At 60.6% G+C, this 19,713-nt stretch carries 19 protein-coding genes; 11 read left to right on the top strand and 8 right to left on the bottom strand.

Annotated elements, in window-relative coordinates; all coding sequences use genetic code 11:
* Positions 1-92 precede the first annotated feature (92 nt).
* The 6 genes from GNP00_RS10200 to GNP00_RS10175 are packed head-to-tail and all read left to right on the top strand — an operon-like array spanning position 93 to position 6,063.
* The gene (locus tag GNP00_RS10200; protein WP_011582211.1) at positions 93-1,064 is read left to right on the top strand and encodes an ABC transporter ATP-binding protein; all 972 of its coding nucleotides are present in this window, start codon (positions 93-95) and stop codon (positions 1,062-1,064) included.
* On the top strand, positions 1,061-1,873 hold the full coding sequence (locus GNP00_RS10195; RefSeq protein ID WP_011582210.1) for an ABC transporter permease: 813 nt from the start codon (positions 1,061-1,063) through the stop codon (positions 1,871-1,873). Before GNP00_RS10200 ends, GNP00_RS10195 begins: the two co-directional genes overlap by 4 nt.
* Positions 1,870-2,730 (top strand): substrate-binding periplasmic protein, encoded by an 861-nt coding sequence (locus tag GNP00_RS10190; protein ID WP_011582209.1) that lies wholly within the window; start codon positions 1,870-1,872, stop codon positions 2,728-2,730. Before GNP00_RS10195 ends, GNP00_RS10190 begins: the two co-directional genes overlap by 4 nt.
* A 53-nt stretch (positions 2,731-2,783) precedes the next feature.
* Positions 2,784-3,389, top strand: coding sequence for a c-type cytochrome (locus tag GNP00_RS10185; RefSeq protein WP_011582208.1), 606 nt, complete (start codon positions 2,784-2,786; stop codon positions 3,387-3,389).
* Between the two features lie 41 nt (positions 3,390-3,430).
* A complete protein-coding gene (locus GNP00_RS10180) occupies positions 3,431-5,182 on the top strand; it encodes an outer membrane protein assembly factor BamB family protein (protein WP_011582207.1) in 1,752 nt (583 codons plus the stop codon).
* Between the two features lie 56 nt (positions 5,183-5,238).
* Positions 5,239-6,063, top strand: a complete 825-nt coding sequence (locus GNP00_RS10175) for a substrate-binding periplasmic protein (protein WP_011582206.1) — start codon at positions 5,239-5,241, stop codon at positions 6,061-6,063.
* A gap of 14 nt (positions 6,064-6,077) precedes the next feature.
* Here the strand turns inward: GNP00_RS10175 and GNP00_RS10170 are convergent, their stop codons facing one another.
* From GNP00_RS10170 to GNP00_RS10160, 3 genes are all read right to left on the bottom strand, one after another.
* On the bottom strand, positions 6,078-6,689 hold the full coding sequence (locus GNP00_RS10170) for a zinc metalloprotease (RefSeq protein WP_011582205.1): 612 nt from the start codon (positions 6,687-6,689) through the stop codon (positions 6,078-6,080).
* A gap of 285 nt (positions 6,690-6,974) precedes the next feature.
* Positions 6,975-7,991, bottom strand: a complete 1,017-nt coding sequence (locus GNP00_RS10165; RefSeq protein ID WP_011582204.1) for a fumarylacetoacetate hydrolase family protein — start codon at positions 7,989-7,991, stop codon at positions 6,975-6,977.
* A gap of 193 nt (positions 7,992-8,184) precedes the next feature.
* The gene (locus tag GNP00_RS10160; RefSeq protein ID WP_011582203.1) at positions 8,185-8,655 is read right to left on the bottom strand and encodes an Lrp/AsnC family transcriptional regulator; all 471 of its coding nucleotides are present in this window, start codon (positions 8,653-8,655) and stop codon (positions 8,185-8,187) included.
* Between the two features lie 120 nt (positions 8,656-8,775).
* Between GNP00_RS10160 and hppD the strand changes: the two genes are divergently transcribed.
* The 5 genes from hppD (at position 8,776) to nadE (ending at position 14,910) form a co-directional block, all read left to right on the top strand.
* Positions 8,776-9,885 (top strand): 4-hydroxyphenylpyruvate dioxygenase, encoded by a 1,110-nt coding sequence (gene hppD, locus GNP00_RS10155; RefSeq protein ID WP_011582202.1) that lies wholly within the window; start codon positions 8,776-8,778, stop codon positions 9,883-9,885.
* Positions 9,886-10,133: 248 nt separating this feature from the next.
* On the top strand, positions 10,134-12,074 hold the full coding sequence (asnB, locus tag GNP00_RS10150) for an asparagine synthase (glutamine-hydrolyzing) (protein ID WP_011582201.1): 1,941 nt from the start codon (positions 10,134-10,136) through the stop codon (positions 12,072-12,074).
* 12 nt (positions 12,075-12,086) lie between these two features.
* Positions 12,087-12,356 (top strand): acyl carrier protein, encoded by a 270-nt coding sequence (locus tag GNP00_RS10145; protein WP_011582200.1) that lies wholly within the window; start codon positions 12,087-12,089, stop codon positions 12,354-12,356.
* A gap of 20 nt (positions 12,357-12,376) precedes the next feature.
* Positions 12,377-13,921 carry a class I adenylate-forming enzyme family protein gene (locus GNP00_RS10140; protein WP_011582199.1) on the top strand — a complete coding sequence of 515 codons (1,545 nt, stop codon included), beginning with the start codon at positions 12,377-12,379 and terminating at the stop codon, positions 13,919-13,921.
* Entirely contained in the window at positions 13,918-14,910 is a 993-nt protein-coding gene (nadE, locus tag GNP00_RS10135; protein ID WP_011582198.1) for an NAD(+) synthase, read from the top strand. Before GNP00_RS10140 ends, nadE begins: the two co-directional genes overlap by 4 nt.
* 23 nt (positions 14,911-14,933) lie before the next feature.
* Here the strand turns inward: nadE and GNP00_RS10130 are convergent, their stop codons facing one another.
* The 5 genes from GNP00_RS10130 to GNP00_RS10110 form a co-directional block, all read right to left on the bottom strand.
* Positions 14,934-15,929, bottom strand: coding sequence for a glycosyltransferase family 2 protein (locus GNP00_RS10130; protein WP_011582197.1), 996 nt, complete (start codon positions 15,927-15,929; stop codon positions 14,934-14,936).
* A 2-nt stretch (positions 15,930-15,931) separates the two neighbouring features.
* Positions 15,932-16,354, bottom strand: a complete 423-nt coding sequence (locus GNP00_RS10125) for a VanZ family protein (RefSeq protein WP_011582196.1) — start codon at positions 16,352-16,354, stop codon at positions 15,932-15,934.
* A gap of 9 nt (positions 16,355-16,363) precedes the next feature.
* On the bottom strand, positions 16,364-17,467 hold the full coding sequence (locus GNP00_RS10120; protein ID WP_011582195.1) for a glycosyltransferase family 4 protein: 1,104 nt from the start codon (positions 17,465-17,467) through the stop codon (positions 16,364-16,366).
* Positions 17,468-17,662: 195 nt separating this feature from the next.
* A complete protein-coding gene (locus GNP00_RS10115; RefSeq protein ID WP_011582194.1) occupies positions 17,663-18,943 on the bottom strand; it encodes a glycosyltransferase in 1,281 nt (426 codons plus the stop codon).
* Complete coding sequence (locus GNP00_RS10110; protein ID WP_011582193.1) at positions 18,940-19,713, bottom strand: polysaccharide deacetylase family protein; 774 nt, start codon at positions 19,711-19,713, stop codon at positions 18,940-18,942. Before GNP00_RS10110 ends, GNP00_RS10115 begins: the two co-directional genes overlap by 4 nt.

Raw genomic sequence — 19,713 nt, 5'->3', positions numbered from 1 at the left:
ATCGCTCCTCCGAGTAAAACTCAAACTCAGCGGGATTCCCAGGCCATGTTCGGATCGGCTTGGCCATCGTTCTCAATCAGTCCTCATCGGGAATGGCAAACATCGTAAGCGTTGAAAATGTCCGAGCCAGCTACGGTGGTACGGTGGCGTTGGACGGAGTGAGCCTTGAGATCGAGGAGGGCAGCAGCTTTGCCTTGCTCGGTCCAAACGGGGCGGGAAAGACCACTCTGATGAACATCCTGTGCACGCTCCGTGCGCCCCAGGACGGACGCGTTCTGGTGGCGGGGCATGATGTTGTGCGTGCTCCGCGGCTTGCACGGCGCTCAATAGGCGTGGTCTTCCAGACTTCCAGCCTCGACGACCGTTTGACCGCGCGCGAGAATCTCAATTTTCATGGGCTGGTGCATGGATTGGCGCCGAAACGGCGCCGCTTTCACATAGAGCGGGTGCTGGAGCTCGTCGGGCTGCAGGATTGGCAAGACGAGATCGTTCGCACCTTCTCGGGCGGCATGCGCCGGCGTCTGGAGATTGCCCGAGCACTCATGCACGAACCGAGAATTCTTTTCCTCGATGAGCCGACCGTCGGCCTCGACGCACAGACGCGACAACAAATCTGGGAATATCTCGATCAACTGCGCACCGAGCGCAAAATTACGATCCTGACCACCACCCATTATATCGAGGAGGTCGAGGATGCGGATGTCGTCTGCATCATCGACCGCGGTAAAATCATCGCCCAAGGCAGCCCCGAGGCGCTGAAGGCGGAACATGGCCGCCGCTGGGTGCAGGCCGATGTAACCCATGCGGAAGCCCGCAAGGCCATCCTCGCCCAATTTCCGGAGGCCCGGCCGCTTGGCGCGAGAAGCATTGTTGCGCCAGCCGAATCGATCGAGGCTGATTATCTCCAGACCGAGCCATTCAAGGACAAGCTGACGGAGATCCGCTACCGCGAACCGACCCTCGAAAGCGTGTTTCTCTCGCTCACCGGGCGGGATCTGCGCGACAGGACCGACGGGGAGAGGGAGGCGCAGATGGCCGAAGGGCGGCGCGGAGGCCGGCGATGAACGAGGCGATTGGCGCTGTCAGGGGCGTCTACGGGGTTTGGCTGCGCGAGATCACGCGCGCAACGCGTGACAGGGGCCAGATGATCGGTGGAGTGAGCCGCCCGATTATCTGGCTTCTGATTCTCGGCGTTGGGCTCAATCCATATTTCCGCGGCGAGGTATATGGACAGGTGGCCTATGTGGTTCCCTACACCTACCTGCAGTTCCTGTTTCCTGCCGTTATCGTTCTCAACATCATGTATACATCCATCCAGTTCGCAGTATCGATGATTTGGGACAGAGAATTCGGATTTCTGCGCGAAGTCCTCGTATCGCCAATGCCGCGTTCATTGATCCTTCTCGGCAAGGTTTTGGGAGGAGCAACGGTGGCGACCACCCATGGCGGCCTTGTTCTCCTGCTGGCGAGGTTCGCGGATGTCACGCTCAGCTTCGGGGAAATGGCCGCGGCGCTCGGCTTCATGTTCCTGCTCGCCTTTGGCCTCACCTCCTTCGGCATAATCCTTGCAGCGCGGGTGCGCAGCTTTGAGGGATTTGGCGTCTTTTCAAACACGCTGATCCTGCCGCTTTACTTCGCATCGTCCTCGATCTTCCCGCTCGATCCGTCTTTGACCCGTACCCAAGCAGTCACGAGCTATCCGGAGTGGCTGGTGTTCCTCACCCGGGCCAACCCCATGACCTATGCCGTTGATGCGCTGCGCGGCATTCTCATCGATTTCAATCAGTTTCCCACGGTGCTGGGACCGGCCATAGTTCTGGGCATGGCGGTCATCTTCTTTGTGATCGCCCTCATCGACTTCAACCGCACATGAGCCGCAGGCCACGCCATCCGTGGCTGCGGCCGGCAGCCAATATCGGGCTGATCGCGGTGCTTCTCATCGCACTCAGCTTCCTGCCTCCAGACAACTCTCTTGCCGAGGTGCAGGAGAATGGCGTGCTCAAGCTCTGCGTGCCCGAAAGCTATCCGCCCCTTGTTCAAGCGGACGAGGACAGCCCCGGTTTTGATGTCGAACTCGCGGGCCTGATCGCCCAAGAGATCGGCGTCAGGCTCGTCGTCAATGTCATGCCGTCCATCGGACGGGACTTCAATCCACGTAATTGGCGCCTAACACGCGGCCAGTGCAACATCATTGCCGGAGGCGTGGCGGATACTGTCCAAACGCAAGGTTTCCTGCAGACGCTGCCCACTCTTGCCGAGACCGGATGGGTTGGAATATCCCTTGACGGATCGTTGCCCGCGCGCGGCAGCTCTTGGGCCGTTTGGCCAGGCACCTCCGGCCTTGATCGCTTGGCTCTTTCCCGGTGGCTACGGGAAAACGATGTGAAGGCACGGCTGGTGAGTTCGCCGACGGAACTGCGGGCACTTCTTGATCGTGGCGAGATCGACGGCGCCATTACTGAACGGTTCGCGGCTTCGGCAACCGGCATCGACAACGGGAAATATCAGGTATTTTGGCTCCCGCCGGAAAGTTTCGAGCGCTTCCGCATGGCATTGGGGCTCTGGAAAGGGGACCAGACTCTTTACCGTGCCGTTAGGGCTGCTCTGAAAAAATTAGACTATAAGGTCAAAAATATCGGTTCTGAGTATGGACTTGTATACAATTTTCGGGTTACGTCTGAGCAGCTCGCGGCGAAGAATTTCACCTGCGGTCTTGCTCTAACGACCTGATGAGTTGACTGCGAGACGCCGAGTGCAACTGTCGATCAACGGGGAGGGTCTTTGTGCCTCTAAGATTGCGGAGACTTATACTAGCCTCAAGCTTTGGCCTCGTCGCGGTTTCAATTGCGGCGGGCAGCGCGGCAGCAGCCGGGTTCACCGCCGAACAGGCGGCGGCCGGCCAGTCCGCTTACAACACCAATTGCGCCCGCTGTCACGGTGCGCGGTTGGAGGGTACCGAAGCGCCGGCCCTCGTGGGGACGGATGTCATGCAGAACTGGGAGACGGCTGGCGGCCTTTACGACTTCATCTCCGTCGCCATGCCGCCTGACGCTCCGGGTGCCCTTGGCGAAGAAACCTACATCAACATCATTGCATATATCATGAGCTTCAACGGCGCTCAGCCCGGCGACGTGCCGATGGCAGCGGGCGAGGGGCTCTATAAAATCTCCCTGGCGGCGGAGACGGCGGCGGGCGCCGCTGCTGCGCAGGATGCCGGGGCGGACACCCCAGAAACTGCGGCTGCGGACAGCACTCCAGTCCCGCAGGCCTATACGTGGGGCAAGCAATTGCCCGGTGGCTCGCCGCCGGCGGCTGCCCAACAGGCGAAACCGGCCGTTCCACAGGCATACACTTGGGGCAAGCAATTGCCGCAAGCCAGCCCGCAATAAGCTTCATCCGCCGACAAGCACTGTTCACTTCGGAGGTATCCGTGAAAACTCTTATAAAGTCGCTCCTGATGGCGACAGCCGCGTTCGCGGTGATCTCAGCGCCCGCCCTTGCCCAGAACACGCGTGAATATTCGCCCGTCACGGACGAGATGCTCGCCAATCCGCCGGCAGAAGACTGGCTTTCCTTCCGTGGCGCCTACAACAACCAGGGTTACAGCAAGCTCGACCTCATCAACAAGGATACGGTTGACGATCTGGAGCTGGCATGGGCTTGGCCCATGGCCGAGGCGGGCATTCAGGAAACGGCTCCCCTCATCCATGACGGCATCCTTTTCCTGCAGACCAACAACAATATCGTCGAGGCGCTCGACGCCAAGACCGGCGACCGCATCTGGACCTATATCCATGAGTTGCCTGAACTGCCGGCAAGCTGGAGTTACCAGCTCAACCAGGCACGCCGTCAGAAGGCGTCCATCGCGCTCTATCAGGACAAGGTGGTCCTGACCACCGTCGATGCCAAGATCGTCGTGCTCAACGCACTCGACGGCAAGGTCGTCTGGGAAAAGCAGGTTCTCGACTACAACAAGGGCTACAGCTACACGGTCGGCCCGATCGTCGTTGACAATAAAATCATCAGCGCCATTTCGGGCTGCTCCATCGCCGGCACCGCGGGCGGCTGCTATATCCTGGCCCATGATTTCGAGACGGGCGAGGAGCTCTGGCGCTTCAACACGATCAATGACCCCGACAATCCTGAACAGCAGGCGAGCTGGGGTGAGGTTCCGCCGGAAAACCGCTGGGGCGGCACGCCCTGGACCATCGGCTCCTATGATCCCGAGACCCGCACTACCTTCTGGGGCATCGGAATGCCCGGTCCCTATTCCGAGCTGATTCGCGGCTCGGGCGACGGGTCGGTGCTCTACACCAACTCAACGATCGCGCTCGACATCGATACCGGTAAGCTCAAGTGGTACTACCAGCACCTGCCGCGCGACAACTGGGATCTCGACAGCCCGTTCGAACGCATCCTCGTCGACCAGGAAGTCGATGGCGAAGTCAAGAAGATGCTCGTGACCGTCGCAGGCAAGAACGGCATCGCCTTCGGGCTTGACCGGGAGACCGGCAAGTATCTCTGGCACAAGGAGACGGTCCATCAGAACGTGGTCACCGGGATCGATCCGGATGGCACCGTGCATATCAATGAGGACCTGGTTGCGAAGGCAGTCGGCGAGGAGCATCTTGTCTGCGCCTCGGTATCGGGTGGTAAGCTGTGGCAGGCAGGTTCCTATAGTCCGCTGACCCAAGCTTATTATGTGCCCTTGACGGAAGCCTGCAATACCGTGGCTCCGACCCAGACCGAGTTCACTGCCGGCAACGCGGTGGGCGCGATGAAGTTTGGTCCGCGTGTCCTGCCCGAAGGCGTCACCGAGGCCGGCCTTGTTCAGGCAATCGCGGTCACTCCGACGTCCGGCAAGACCAAGTGGGACTACCGTTCGCGCCCGACCCCGACCAGCTCCGTGCTGGCGACGGCCGGTGGTCTTGTCTTCGGTGGTGACGCAGCGCGCGATGTGAAGGCCTGGGACCAGGAAACGGGCGAGGTGGTCTGGTCGCAGCGCCTCAATGCTCCGATCGGCGGCTATCCTGCCACCTATGCAGTCGATGGCGAGCAGTACCTGGTGGTGCCCACCGGCTACTCGAACTCCGCCAGCTCGATTTCTTCGGCATTCCCGGAGATTCCGCTGCCGACAGGCTCGGGCAACTCCATCTTCGTGTTCAAGCTGCCCAGCAAGTAAATCGGAATAGACGCGAGAAAGGGGCCGCAAGGCCCCTTTCGACTTTAGGTAATATGATGCGACAGTTCCTCTCAGCGGTTTTTCTTCTCGTCGCGTGCGCGCTTCCGGCGCTGGCGCAAAATTCGAGCATTCCTCCTGAAGAGTTCAACAATACGAGCCGCCTATCCGGCGACAGCATAAATGTCTGCTTCGATCGGACTAGTCTTGGACTTGCTTTCGATCAGGACGTAGCTCGGGCGATCGGTGACGCTCTGTTCCTGCGGGTTGAAGCGATCGAGGGTTTCGGAGGCTTTCCGCTCAACGGCGATGCGTTGCTGGATGAAGTGACCCTGGCCATGACGAACACGTGCGACGTGTTCATGGGGGTCTCAGTTTCTCCCAACTCACCGGTTTCCGACGCCTTCGCTATTACCAGACCCTATGCGACTTTCCCCTTCGTCCTGGCCGTCGCCGATCCCGATTGGCAGCGTCTCGGCGACATTCCAAAATCCCGCAAGCTCGGCACAGCCATGGCCAGCATGGGCGAAATGAACTACATCACCTGGGCCCAGCAGCAGCCCGAAAATGAAAGATGGGTGCGGCTTCCCTACGCCGATTTCGACCTGATGACGACGAGGGTCCTCGATGGGTCCATTGCCGGCATGATCCTCTGGCAGCCGGCTCTGGCCCGCATTCTTGCTTCGCGCCCGGATGCCAAGGTCTTGCGGGTCATCGACAGCGCTCCGGTCCCGTCCTCGGAAACGCGTGTGGGAGCGCTGGTTTCCTCGCGGAACAGTTTCCTGCGCGCCCAGATCGACGAGGCGATCGATGCCATCGTGCGTGACGGGACGATTGCCGGACTTATCGAGAAGCACGGCTATTCGGGTCGGGCGGGCGAATAGAAGCCGACGTTTTCTCAGGCTAGTCCAGAAAGGTAAGGCATCAGCAATCGGGCAGGACTGCTGATGAGGCCGGCAACGATGCCGGCCGCCAACACGCCGAGGGCGACCGGCTCGAAGAGGGCGATGCGTCTTTCCCTGTTTGGCCAGAGCACGGTCCATATGGCGCCGCAAGCAAGGCCGGGAATTGGAACCAGGTTGAGAAGGCACGAGCCTAGGGCGATCTGCTGATATTGCGACAGGGCGTAGATTACCGCATATCCAGTCGTGCGCGGCAGGACGGAAACGGCAAGGGAGCGCAGCGAATCCACGAGCGGAATCGTGAGCGCCACCAAGATCAGGGCAGCGACGGGCGTCAGCATGGTTCCGACCGCACCCAGGCGATTCGTAGCAGTGTTGAAACGCATCGGCCTTATCCAACCCATGCCAAACACCGCCGCGACGAGCGTTCCGCCAACGGCCAGATGGGCGAAGGGGTTCAGCGTCAACCGACCTTCAAATTGCGGACGCCGATCTCCGGAAAGCCAAGCAAGCAATGCCATCAGCCCCCCCAGAAGGGCCGCGAGCAGGAGCATGGCTATAAGTCTGGAGACCAAAGCGCCAATTGTCAGATCCCTTAGAAGACTCATTTCCCACACCACATAGCCATTCAGTCGCGAGAACCGGGGCAGCTCAATCCCTTACCACGATCAGCTAAAGGCCAGGCCGCGGCGGGCCACCGCGCGACCGTACCGTCCGCTCTTATTGCACACCGGCCCTCAAAGCGCACGAAGAGGTGATCTGACAATTAGCTGGCGACGAACGCATCCGTCAGTGCGACTTCTGCGACATGTTATCTGGTCCGGCTAGCGGACAAAGCGCGCGGGCTGCCAGCTGGTGCCCGTGCGCTGCTTCGCTATCGGCGAGGAATGGCCTCAGCCAGGCTGATGTTTGGTAACCGTCTGTTCGATGGCTCCAAAGATCGACCGGCCGCCTACATCGCGCATCTCGATGCGAACAACATCGCCGAACCGCAGGAATGGTGTTGTGGGCTTGCCGCTCGTGATCGTCTCGACCATGCGAAGCTCCGCGATACAGGAGTAGCCCGCTCCCCCTTCGCTGACAGGCTTGCCGTGGCCGCCGTCGAGCTTATTGGATACGGTGCCGGAGCCGATGATCGAGCCTGCGCAAAGCGGCCGGGTCTTCGCCGCGTGAGCGATGAGCGTCGGGAAATCAAAGGTCATGTCTATTCCGGCATTGGCCTGGCCAAACCGCTCGCCGTTAAGGTCGACCAGAAGGGGTAAGTGGATCTTGCCGCCGTCCCAGGCTTCGCCCAGCTCGTCGGGTGTAACGGCGACGGGCGAGAAGGCCGATGACGGCTTCGATTGGAAGAAACCGAAGCCCTTGGCCAGCTCGGCTGGGATCAGCCCGCGCAGTGATACATCATTGACGAGCATCACGAGCCTGATCGCCGCGCGAGCCTGCTCCAGGCTTGCTCCCATCGGCACGTCGTCCACTACGACAGCAATCTCGGCTTCCAGGTCGATACCCCAGGCTTCGTCAGCCATGGCGATCGGGTCGCGCGGGGCAATGAAGGAATCAGAGCCGCCCTGGTAGATGAGCGGGTCAGTCCAGAAGCTCTCCGGCATCACCGCGTTGCGTGCTTTCCGCACGAGTTCGACATGGTTCACATAGGCCGACCCATCCGCCCATTGGTAGGCGCGCGGCAGCGGCGAAAGCGCTTCATGCTCGTGGAAACGTTCTGAGGGCACCGCCCCATGCTCCAGCGATTCCGCCAGCGCCGCCAGATGAGGCGAAAATCGCTCCCAGTCGTCAAGCGCAGCTTGCAAGGTAGGGGCGAGGAATGAGGCGTCAGTATAGCGCGTCAGATCGCGGGAGACGACCACCAGCCTTCCGTCGCGAGAGCCATTTCTGAGTGTGGCGAGCTTCATGTGTCTCCTTTCAGCCGTCCTTGTTCCCTTTTGGCGCCCGAACATCTTCCGGCGCGAGGCTCAGAACGTCCCTGCATGTGGATCAAAGGTTTGTTTCATCCGTAACTGTCATTTTTGTAACTATCAAACGCTGGCAGTCTCCGACGACTCCTCTCATTTAGCCGGGCCGCGCCGGGCTCGCCGCAATGCCCGGTCAGATTGGAATTCCGCTATGCTCCTTCAATGCCTGCAAAACGATAGCCGTCTTCACATGCTGCACCGATTCATGCGGCAACAGAACTTCGTTGACGAAGTCGGACAGTGATTTCAGGTCAGGTGTTACCACCTTCAGGATATAGTCCATCTCTCCCGTCAGCGCATATGCGTCCTGGACTTCCGGAAGCCGAGAAACCAGCTCTGCAAAACGGCGGGCATTGTCTCGATTGTGTGTGGCCAGCGTGACAGAGATGATGTTCACGAGAGAATGGCCGAGGCGGTCCCGATCGAGGATCGCCCTATAGGCCTTTATCACTCCCTCTTCCTCAAGCTTCTGCCGGCGCCGTGAACATTGGGACGCGGATAGATTCACCCGCTCCGAAAGGTCGTTGTTGGTGAGGCGGGCGTCCTCCTGAAGGAGAGACAGGATCTTGCGGTCTGTGTCATCAATCTGCACGGATTGTGCCATATGTCGATATACCTCGCGTGTACCGTGCAAAATAGAGCCTTTTTGCTTGATGAATGCAAGCCCACTGCATGCCGGATTTGGTATAGTCCCGACAAATGAAGGCTCTAACAGGAGGAAATTATGGGACCCTTTCCACATGATGCGCCGCCCGCCACCATCAGCCCGGAAAATCCGGCTGGTACTGACGGTTTCGAGTTTGTGGAATTTGCCCATCCGGAGCCGGAAAAGCTCGCTGAGTTGTTCGGTCGTATGGGCTTTGTCGCGGTCGCCAAGCACCGGACCAAGAATGTCACCGTTTGGCGGCAGGGCGATATCAACTATATCGTAAATGCAGAGCCCGGCTCCCACGCTTCTCGCTTCGTGGAAGAGCATGGGCCTTGTGCGTCCTCCATGGCATGGCGCGTGGTGGATGCCAGGCACGCTTTTGACCACGCCGTTTCAAAGGGCGCTCAGCCCTATGAAGGCAAAGACAAGGTGCTGGATGTGCCGGCCATCGTCGGCATTGGCGGATCGCTTCTCTATTTCATCGAGCGGTATGGCGCTAAGGGCTCCGCCTATGAGGACGAGTTCGAGTGGCTGGGCGAGCGCAACCCGAAGCCGGAAGGCGTCGGCTTCTACTATCTCGACCACCTGACCCACAATGTCTATCGCGGCAATATGGACAAGTGGTGGGCCTTCTACCGGGATCTGTTCGGGTTCAAGCAAATCCACTATTTCGATATCGACGGTCGCATTACCGGCCTTGTAAGCCGCGCTATCACCAGCCCCTGCGGCAAGATCCGTATTCCGCTGAACGAATCCAAGGACGAGACAAGCCAGATCGTCGAATATTTGAAGAAGTACAAGGGCGAGGGCATCCAGCATATCGCGGTGGGAACGGAACACATCTACGATGCCACCGATCGGCTGGCCGATAATGGGCTGAAATTCATGCCCGGCCCCCCGGATGTCTATTACGAGAGATCGTTCCAGCGCGTGGCCGGTCATTCGGAGCCGATCGAGCGCATGAAGAAATACGGCATTCTGATCGATGGCGAAGGCGTGGTGAATGGCGGCATGACGAAGATCCTGCTGCAGATATTCTCCAAAACCGTTATCGGCCCGATCTTCTTCGAGTTCATCCAGAGGAAGGGTGACGAGGGCTTCGGAGAAGGCAACTTCCGCGCCCTTTTCGAATCCATCGAAGAAGACCAGATCCGCCGCGGCGTGCTCAAGGAGGCCGCTGTATAGCCCAATTTGTGGTCGACTGAGCGGGCGAGCGGACCCTAAGCTCGCCCGCTTCCACTGTCCCCGAGCCCAACTCCGGCGCCTATTGCCGCCGGAGATCTCGTGATCAGCCCCCGGCTCGCATTAACAAACTTTCCAAGTTTTTCTTTACGGCACATTCTTTGAATGCATGCTATGGGAGTTGCCAGTTGGCAGCCCCGGTCGAGGCTCGTGCGTCCTCGGCCCGGTAGCAGAATGGGGGCATTTGGAGTTTGTGCGGGTTCGGCGGATATTTCGGCGCGGGCGTTTCTGAGGCGGAACCGCTTTTGCGGCGGATGGCCTCGGCCATCGCCCATCGCGGGCCGGACGAGCGCGGCACCGCCGTACTCGATGGTGCGGGCCTTTGCCATACGCGCCTTTCCATCGTCGGTCTTGCCGACGGCCAGCAGCCTATGTCTCTTGATGGCGGCAGGCTCACCATCGCCTTCAACGGCGAGATCTTCAATTACGTGGAATTGCGCGAGGCGCTGATCGCCCGCGGCCGCACCTTCCGCACTGCGAGCGACACGGAAGTCATCCTCCATCTCTATGACGAGAAGGGACCGGACTGCCTTGCCGACCTGAACGGCGATTTCGCTTTCGCCATCTGGGATGCGCCACGCCGCCGCATGTTTCTTGCACGCGACCGCATGGGCGTGCGTCCGCTCTTCTATACGAGCGTGGGCGACCGGCTCTTCTTCGCTTCGGAAGTCAAAACGCTCCTGCAGGTGCCGGGTGTCGAGGCGGAGATGGATCCGTTCGCGCTCGACCAGATGTTCACGCTCTGGGCGCCCATAGCTCCCCGCACCGCCTTCAAGAACATTCACGAGCTTGAGCCCGGGCACATGATGCTCGTCGAGGAAGGGCGCCAGGCGATCCGGCCCTACTGGTCGCTTTCTTTCCCGGAACATGGCGCGCCCAGCCGCCACACGGATGAGCGCGCCGTGGCGGAAGAGCTGCGGGCACTGCTCACCGACGCGACACGGCTGCGCATGCGCGCCGACGTGCCGGTTGGCTCCTATCTTTCGGGCGGCCTCGACTCCTCCGTGATCTCGGCGCTGGCGGCCGGCATGACGCCGGAGATCCTGCGCACCTTCTCCGTTGCGTTCGAAAGCGCCGAGCACGATGAGAGTGCCTTCCAAAACGAGGTGGCGGCAGCACTTGGCACAATGCATGCCTCCGTCAATTGCGGCGACGGTGACATCGCCGCGGTTTTCCCCGATGTGATCCGTTTTACCGAAAGGCCGATCCTGCGCACCGCGCCCGCCCCGCTCTTCAAGCTTTCGGCGCTGGTGCGCGAAAGGGGCCTGAAAGTGGTGCTCACGGGCGAGGGGGCCGACGAGGTCTTCGCCGGCTACGACATCTTCAAGGAGGCGCGGGTGCGCCGCTTCTGCGCGCGCCAGCCCGGCTCGCGCATGCGTCCGCATCTCTTCCGCAAGCTCTACCCTTATCTGCCCGGGCTCAAGCAGCAATCGGCCGAATATCTCGCCGCCTTTTTCGGTGCGGGCGCGGATTCGCTCGATGATCCGCTCTTCTCGCACAAGCCCCGCATGCGCGCGACGGGTGCGGCCAAGCTCTTCTTCTCCGCCCAGCTGCGCGAGACATTGGCCGGTTACGATGCGGCGGAGGAGCTTGCCTCACGCCTGCCGCAGGAGTTTCCCCGCTGGCATCCGCTGCATCAGGCGCAATATCTGGAGTCCCGCTTCCTGCTCCCCGGCTACATCCTTTCCAGCCAGGGCGACCGCATGGCCATGGCACACGGCATCGAAGGGCGCTTCCCCTTCCTCGATCACCGGCTGGTTGAGTTCGCCACCACCCTGCCGCCGGAGATGAAGCTGAAGGGCCTGGTCGAAAAGCACATTCTGCGCGAGGCGACCAAGGGCCTCCTCCCGGAATCGATCCTGCGCCGCACCAAGCAGCCATACCGTGCGCCCGACAGCGCCTCATTCCGCGGAGCGGGCGAGAAGGACTATGTCCGCGAGGCGATGAGTGCGGAAAAACTTGCCGACTGCGGACTTTTCAACCCGGCATCCGTGTCCAAACTCTTCGCCAAGAGCCGTCAGCAGCCGCTTTCCGGCTTTCGCGACAATGCCGCTTTTGTCGGCATCCTTTCGTCCCAGCTATGGCTGGAGACCTTCACCGGTTCACGCATTCGCGCCGTCGAGGCGGCATAATTGGAGATTGGAATGGCAGGCAGCATCAAGGATCAGGTCAGGGCCTTCATCGTCGAGAATTTCCTGTTCGGAGACACCTCCGCCCAGATCGATGATGACGCATCTCTCATCGAGAACGATGTCATCGATTCTACCGGGGTGCTGGAATTGGTCGCTTTTATCGAGGAGCGCTTCGGCGTGACTATGGCGGACGCCGAGATCGTTCCCGCCAATCTCGATTCCCTTGACCGTATCACAGCCTTCGTCAGCACGAAGACTGGCAAGGAATCGCTTAACGCCTGAGCGGAAGGCTGGAGGCCGGGATGCGTGTCGAAGAATTCCTGCGGGGCAGCGCCTCGCGCTACGGGGAAAAGACCGCTCTCGTGAGCGGGTCCACGCGGCTCAGCTATGGCGAGTTCGACGCGCTGACGGACCGCCTTGCAGCGGCGCTCGCGGCTAACGGCGTGCGGCGCAACGACCGCGTGCTCATCTTCATGGACAATGCGTGGGAGGCGGCGGTCTCCATCTTCGCTGTCCTCAAGGCCGGCGCCACCTTCAGCCCCATCAACGCCTCCACAAAGGCGGAAAAGCTCGCCTACATCATCGGCAACTGCGAGGCTGCCGCAATCCTCACGCAGGCCAAGCTAATGCCGGTCGCGGCCGAGGCGCGCGCGCTTCACGGCCAGCCGCTTCTTCTGATCTCCACAGAAGGCCGGGGCGGTACCGTACCGGACGGTACGGTATCTTTTACGCAGTGCCTTGAGGCCGAGCCGGCGCCGGTCGCCCATCGCGGCATCGATGTCGATCTCGCCATGCTCATCTACACATCGGGCTCCACCGGCCGGCCCAAGGGTGTGATGATGACGCATCGCAATATCGAAGCTGCGGCCACATCCATCACCACCTATCTGCGCAACAGGCCCGATGACATCATCCTCAACGTGTTGCCGCTCGCTTTCGACTATGGGCTTTATCAGCTCCTGATGTCGGTCAAGATGGGCGCCACGCTGGTGCTGGAAAAATCCTTCGCCTTCCCGCATGCCATCTTCGATCTGATGCGGAAGGAAAACGTAACCGGCTTTCCGCTTGTGCCGACCATGGCGGCGATGATCCTGCAGATGCGCGATCTGGAGCCCGGCTTCCTGCCCACGCTGCGCTACATCACCAACACCGCCGCCGCGCTTCCGCCGCCACATATCGCCAGGCTGCGCGAGCTGTGCCCTGGCATCGAGCTTTATTCCATGTACGGGCTCACCGAGTGCAAGCGCTGCACCTACCTGCCGCCGGAAGAGCTTGATCGGCGGCCCGATTCGGTCGGCATCGCCATCCCCAATACGGAAGCCTTTGTGGTGGATGATGACGGTAAGCCGGTCCCGCCCGGCGAGGTGGGCGAACTCGTCATCCGGGGCCCGCATGTCATGAAGGGCTATTGGCGCAACGACAAGGCGACGGTGAAGATGCTGCGCCCCGGCCTTAATCCGTGGGAAAAGGTGCTCTACACGGGCGATCTCTTCCGCATGGATGCCGATGGCTTTCTCTACTTCGTCGGGCGCAAGGACGACATCATCAAAACGCGCGGCGAGAAGGTCGCGCCCAAGGAAGTGGAAGCGGTGCTTCACACCCATCCTTCCATTGCAGAGGCCGTCGTGGCGGGGGTTGTCGACCCGGTGCTCGGGCAGGCCATCGCCGCCATGGTCGTCTCCAGGGATCCCGCGCTGACCGAGCGCGAGGTTATCCGCCACTGCTCGCAGCATCTGGAGGATTTCATGGTACCCAAGATCGTGAAATTCGTCACTGAACTGCCGAAGACCGACACGGGCAAGGTGAGCCGCAGGCTCGCCGCCGAAACCATAGAGCCAGCCGAATGAACTCCACTGCGCCTTTTTCCGTCGCCACTCTCGCCATAGATCCCGCCGCCGAGGTGGAACGGATCGTGGCCGCTCTCCGCGAGCAGCTCCGCTCGCTGCGCAAGCGTGGGCTGGTGCTGGGCGTCTCCGGCGGCATCGATTCCAGCGTTTCCACCGCGCTCGCAGTCAGAGCAGTCGGCGCGAAGAATGTCTGCTGCCTGTTCATGCCCGAGAATGATTCCGATCCCGAGAGCCTTGAGCTCGGCCGGCTGCTCACGAACACCTTCGGGATTGAAGGCATCGTGGAAGATATTGGTCCTGCGCTCAGAGCGATTGGTTGCTATGAGCGGCGCGACGGCTTCATCCGCAAGCTCGTGCCGGACTACGGTCCCGGCTGGGCGTCCAAGATCGTCATCTCCAACGCGCTTGAAGGTGCGGCCTACAACATCTCCTGGCTTGTGGTGCAGGACCCAGAGGGGAACCAGAGCAGGCATCGGATGACGCCGGAGGTCTATCTCGGCATTGTCGCCGCCACCAATATGAAGCAGCGCACGCGCAAGCAGATCGAGTATTACCACGCCGACCGGCTGAACTTCGCCGTGCTCGGCACGCCGAACCGGCTGGAATACGATCAGGGCTTCTTCGTTAAGAACGGCGATGGTGCTGCCGATGTGAAGCCCATCGCACATCTTTATAAGTCACAGGTCTACCAGCTTGCCGAATATCTCGGCGTGCCGGAGGTGATCTGCCGCCGCCCGCCGACGACCGACACCTATTCGCTCGCCCAGACGCAGGAGGAATTCTACTTCTCGCTGCCCTATGACCGGATGGACCTCTGCCTCTACGGCCTCAACCATGGCCTTCCGGCGAGCGCCGTTGCCGCGGCGGCCTCACTCACCGAAGAGCAGTTGCAGAGTGTATGGGCTGATGTCGCCGCGAAGCGCAAGGCGACGCGCTATCTTCACCTCCCGCCGCTGCTCGTCGATAAGGTGTCAGAGGTCGGCGCCTGAAAAGCTACGCTAGGGGAGGCCGCTCAACCTTCGTTCAGCTTTCGGCTTTCAACCCATGCCTTCGGATCGACACGTGAGCGGAGAAACCCGACGGGTAGCGCCGCCGCGTGGAAAAACCAGGCCACCACGACGTAAAGTCCCATTGCCAAGCCGCCTTTGCGCAGAGACATGACCGCCACGGCAAAGGCGAACGTCGCAAGCACGATGCCGAGCGCCAGAAGCTTATTCGGTAGAACGACCAGAAGCGCCAGCGCAAAGACCATCCATGCCAGCACGAGCCCCCAGAGGCGCAGCTCAGGCAGCTCCTTCAGGAGGCAAAGGAAGTGGGGCTTGCCCATTGCCGCACGCAGCAATTCGCCAATGCCGAACAGATATTTGCTCTTCCAGCGCCTGACGAGCAGCCGATAGGAATTTTCGACATGGCCGTAATGCTGCACGAAGCGCCTGTCGAGGCGGACGAGCCGCCATCCGGCATTGCGCAGGCGGATGCCGAGATCGAATTCCTCATAGCCATGCAGATTCCGGTCGGTCAGGTAGCCGATACTCTCAATAGCCGCGCGGCGGTAAAGCCCGCCGCCGTTCATTCGGTCGATTTCGCCGACGCGGTTTTCCGGCGCGTTGCGCGTTACGCGGCGGGAGAATTCCAGGTTCGAAAGGTTCATCTCCTGGACATGACCGGTCACTCCCGCCACGTCGGTATGGTTTTGCAGGTAATTGATCGCGTCCGGAAGGAAGCTGGGTTCGAGATCCATGTCGCCATCGAGAAGGCAGATCAGATCGTATCGCGCATATTGGAAGCCAAGCTGGCCGCCTAGGCCGCAGCTGGGCTTTGCGGGATCGATGATCTGCACCATGGTCACCGGATAGTGCGAGACGATCTCGGCTGTCCGATCAGTGGAGCCACTGTCGGCAACAATCACCTCACCCAGGCCACCCGGCAGGCCAGCCAGGGCGTGCTCAATGGTGGATGCGATGCGCTTTTCCTCGTTGAGCGTCTTGATGATGATGCTGACCGACAAGCCTATCTCCCAGCAAGTCGGAATCGGGCAAAAAGGCGCAGCACAAACCAGACGCCAGTTCCGCCCACGATTCCACCCATGAGCTTTATGGCAAAATCGGCGAAGCGAGCATGACGGTCCGTCAGCGTCAGTTGTAGAAGCTCAAGCCCGGCGGCGGCCAGCACAATGGCGAACAGGATGAGAAGGATGCGCCTCGGGAAAGCAATGGCATAGAGGCCGCCAAGCAGGGCAAAGGCCAGGAAGTGCTCGAAATGGGGCGGAAATCCCGTGCGCGGCCGCATATCCAGAGGTGACAATGTGGAATAGAGGATGACTGCCAAAATCAGGAATGGCGCTGCCATCCGAGCCCAATCGAGCAGTCTTTGCGCCGGACGCGGTGCCCTGGCGCTTCCCGATAAAGTCTGTGTTTCGTCCGTAAGGCGCATCTATTCTCGTTATTGTTGATGGGGAAACAGCGAGCGATAAACGACCGCGGTCCGCTCCGCAATGGAGGACCAGCCATATTGCTCTTCGATGCGCCGCGCACGCTGGCGTCCTTCCTCCGGGAGGTAGAGCTCGGCGAGCTTGCGTTCGATCGCTGCCGCCAGGGCATCGATATTGCCCAAGGGGAAGTAGTCTTCGGGAGGAAGACCCACTTCGAGATTGGCGGGAATGTCGCTTGCAAGAACCGGCAGCCCATAGCCAAGCGCTTCGAGAAGCGCGATCGGCATGCCTTCGTGGCTCGACGGGAGGATGAAGAGAGCTGCATTCGAAAACAGAGCGGCCAGGTTGCCCCCGCTCTGGAAACCGGTCATGACAACACCGGGAACTTGGCGCGCTCTCTTCTCGACCTCTTTGGAATAAGGTGTTGCGAAATCACTGCCGCCGACGATCACCAGCTTGCACGTATTCGGCTTGAGCCTTGCAAAGGCTTCGATCAGGTCCGTCTGCCGCTTCTCGGGAACCAGCCGGGCCACCGTCAGAATATAGTTCCGTCTCGTCAATCCGAAATGCTCGAGCGCTTCGGTTCCACCCTCCGAGGCGTGAATCGCCACGCCATTGGGTATAAAGCTGACGGGAACGTCATACTGAAGCTGCATCGTATGTGCGACGCCGGCGGCAACTGCTATCCGCCGGTTGGCGAACTTCATGCCGAATGCCTCGCCGAGCCTCAGCATTCTTTTTGCAAAGGCCCCCCATTTCTGCCTGTCGTAGTCGAAGCCATGGTGGGTTACGACCACCTTCAGGCCCAAAAGCCGGGCCAGCGGCACCATCAGCGAGGGGCCGATTGCGTGGATATGCAAGATGTCAGGACGGCGAAACGCCGAATAAAGGACACCGAGGAATGTATGAACCGCGGCTTCAAACGCCACTCGCCTGGGCGACCAGAGGGGCACTACCCTAATGCCGTCCCAGACCACCGGCTTTTTCTCCTTCAGATATTCACGGCGCCCGATGACGGTAACTTCCCAGCCAAGCCGCGTCAGTTCCTGGCCGAGTATCTCCACATGGCGTTCGACCCCGCCTTGCACATTGGGTATGCCGCGCAGGCCAAGCATCGTGACGCGCCCGGTGGATTGGGATGAAGGACGTGGATCGCCACCGCCACCGGAGTGGCCAGATGGTCCTGGGACAAACTTCTTCCGGTCGGCCGGCTTCTCATTGCCCGCCACTGCGTCTTCCCTGAGTGATGGCTGCGGAGGGTTTCCCATCGTCTTCAACAAAGATGTTCCTTAAACCGCAACACGTTTGAGCTAGGTCCCATAGGGCCTCGCCGCGCCAAAATCCGAGCCGACAAGCGTGGCATAGAGATCAAGCGTGCGCTGCCGGTAGGCTTCCGCGGAGAATTCGCCGGAAATCCAATCCCGGCCCCGCATTCCCATGGCCGCGCGCTCTGCCGTGGAGAGCGATGCCAAATCCGTGAGCGCACGCGCAAGGTCCTCCGGCGAGCCGGCCTTCGCGGTGCGGCCAGTCTCTCCTTCCCTGATCATTTCAGGTATTCCGCCGATGGCGGAGCCGATCACCGGCCGTCCGAGCGCATAGGCTTCCAGAATGCTGATCGGGGCATTCTCATACCATTCGGAGGGCAGAACCAGCGCCTTCGACTCGCCAATCAATCTATGAAGTTTCTCACCGGACACATAGCCCGCAAAGGTGACATCAGCGCCGCTCGCCAGAGCGAGATCGCGCAGCGCTTTTTCCTCGGGACCGGTGCCGGCGATGAGGAGTTTTTGCCCGGCCAATGCCGCCGCGCGGATCAGCGTTGCAATGCCCTTTTCAGGCGCGAGGCGGCCCGCATAGACAAAATAGTCCCGCTCGGTCCAGCCGGTTTTTATCTGCGAAACGTCGACGAAATTGGGAATGTAGACGAGCTTTTCCCCCGGCCACCCCCATTCGATGAGCTTTTCGCGATAGAAGCGGCTGGGCACCACAATGCGGTCGATCTTGTCTCTGTAGAGGCCGAGAAACCTGTGCACCAGTGTTTCGATAAAAACGACGCCGCTGACGGCAGCGGAGTCCTTTACGCAGCGGTTCAGGGCGACGTTGTATATACGCCCGCCCTTGCACTGTTCGCAGATCATTCCTTGCCGCAGCATCTTGTAGGCCGGGCAGGCAAGCTTGAGGTCGTGCGCCGTCATGACGACTGGGATGCCGGCGTTCTTCAGCGTCGAGAAAATGGCGGGCGAGAGGTGGTGATAGACGTTATGGGCATGGGCGATTGTCGGCGGTGCGGCGGCGATAAGTTGCGAAAGCTTACGCTGCGCCTCGAAGGAATAGATAACCTTGGCCGCGTCCAGAGCTTTTGTAAGCACGCCGTGCTGATTGCCGTACTCGATCTCGGAGACAAAATAGTCGGACCATTCGGACGGTTCGTTCCGTTCGTGCTTCATCGCGAAAGGAACGACATCCCAGCCTATTTCGGCAAAGAGCGCCATGTGGTCGAAGAACACCGCTTCGGCTCCGCCGCGGCGATAGAAATAGTTGTTGATGGCCAGGAGGCGCGGCGCGCCAGCCCGGATGACCGATCGTGTCACCGCTTATTCTCCCAGCCCAGCAGCGAAACGGCCTCACCGACCGTTACGATCCGGCACCCTTTTGCCACGGCATAGGAAACCAGGTGCTCAAAGGTTCCCGGCGTGCAGCCGAAAGGTGTCGGGACTTCAGCGATATCGTGCGTGAAGAAGACCAGCCATCCCGGTTCCGCAGCCACATCGTCAATCCAGCGGGTCAGTGAGCGCGCATGGGTCTCGGGCTGACGGATTTCCACTCCCTTCAGCATCAGATGATCGGTGCTGCCGCGATTGATGGCCTCGCCTGCGCCTCTGCAGGTCGCATAGCGGGCGTGGAGCGCCCGTCTTGCGGGAGGCCACGCGGCATTGAACGGATAGGCAAAGTTGCGGATCGGCTGCTCAACGCCAGCCTCCCGAAGATAGGCCTCGTTCCTCGTCAAATCCGCCCGAAGAGCGCCGCCGAGATTGCGGAGCTTGCGGTGGGCGAATGTATGGCAGCCGATTTCATGTCCGCGCAAAGAAAGTTCGCGGCAGCCCTCGCGTGAGATCAATGTGCGATCCGCCTCCACCTGGGAGCCGAGGCCGCCGGCAATGTAGAATGTGCCGCGGGCGTCATGTCGCTCCAGAATGCCCGCGCCATTCGAAAGGGCAGTGTCAGGAACATCATCGAAGGTGAAAGTGACGAGTGGCGTGTCCGTGACCACCTCTCGGCGCCGGCTTCCCATCTTCCAAAGAAGGCGATTGACGGCGCGATCGATCAGTTCGCCCGTGTCTTTTCCGAGCCCCCCCATCAT

It is taken from the genome of Chelativorans multitrophicus (genome assembly GCF_011317445.1).
Taxonomy (GTDB): Bacteria; Pseudomonadota; Alphaproteobacteria; order Rhizobiales; family Rhizobiaceae; genus Chelativorans; species Chelativorans multitrophicus.
The sequence above is the reverse complement of the archived record's forward strand: the minus strand, read 5'-3'. Positions and strand labels throughout refer to the sequence as shown.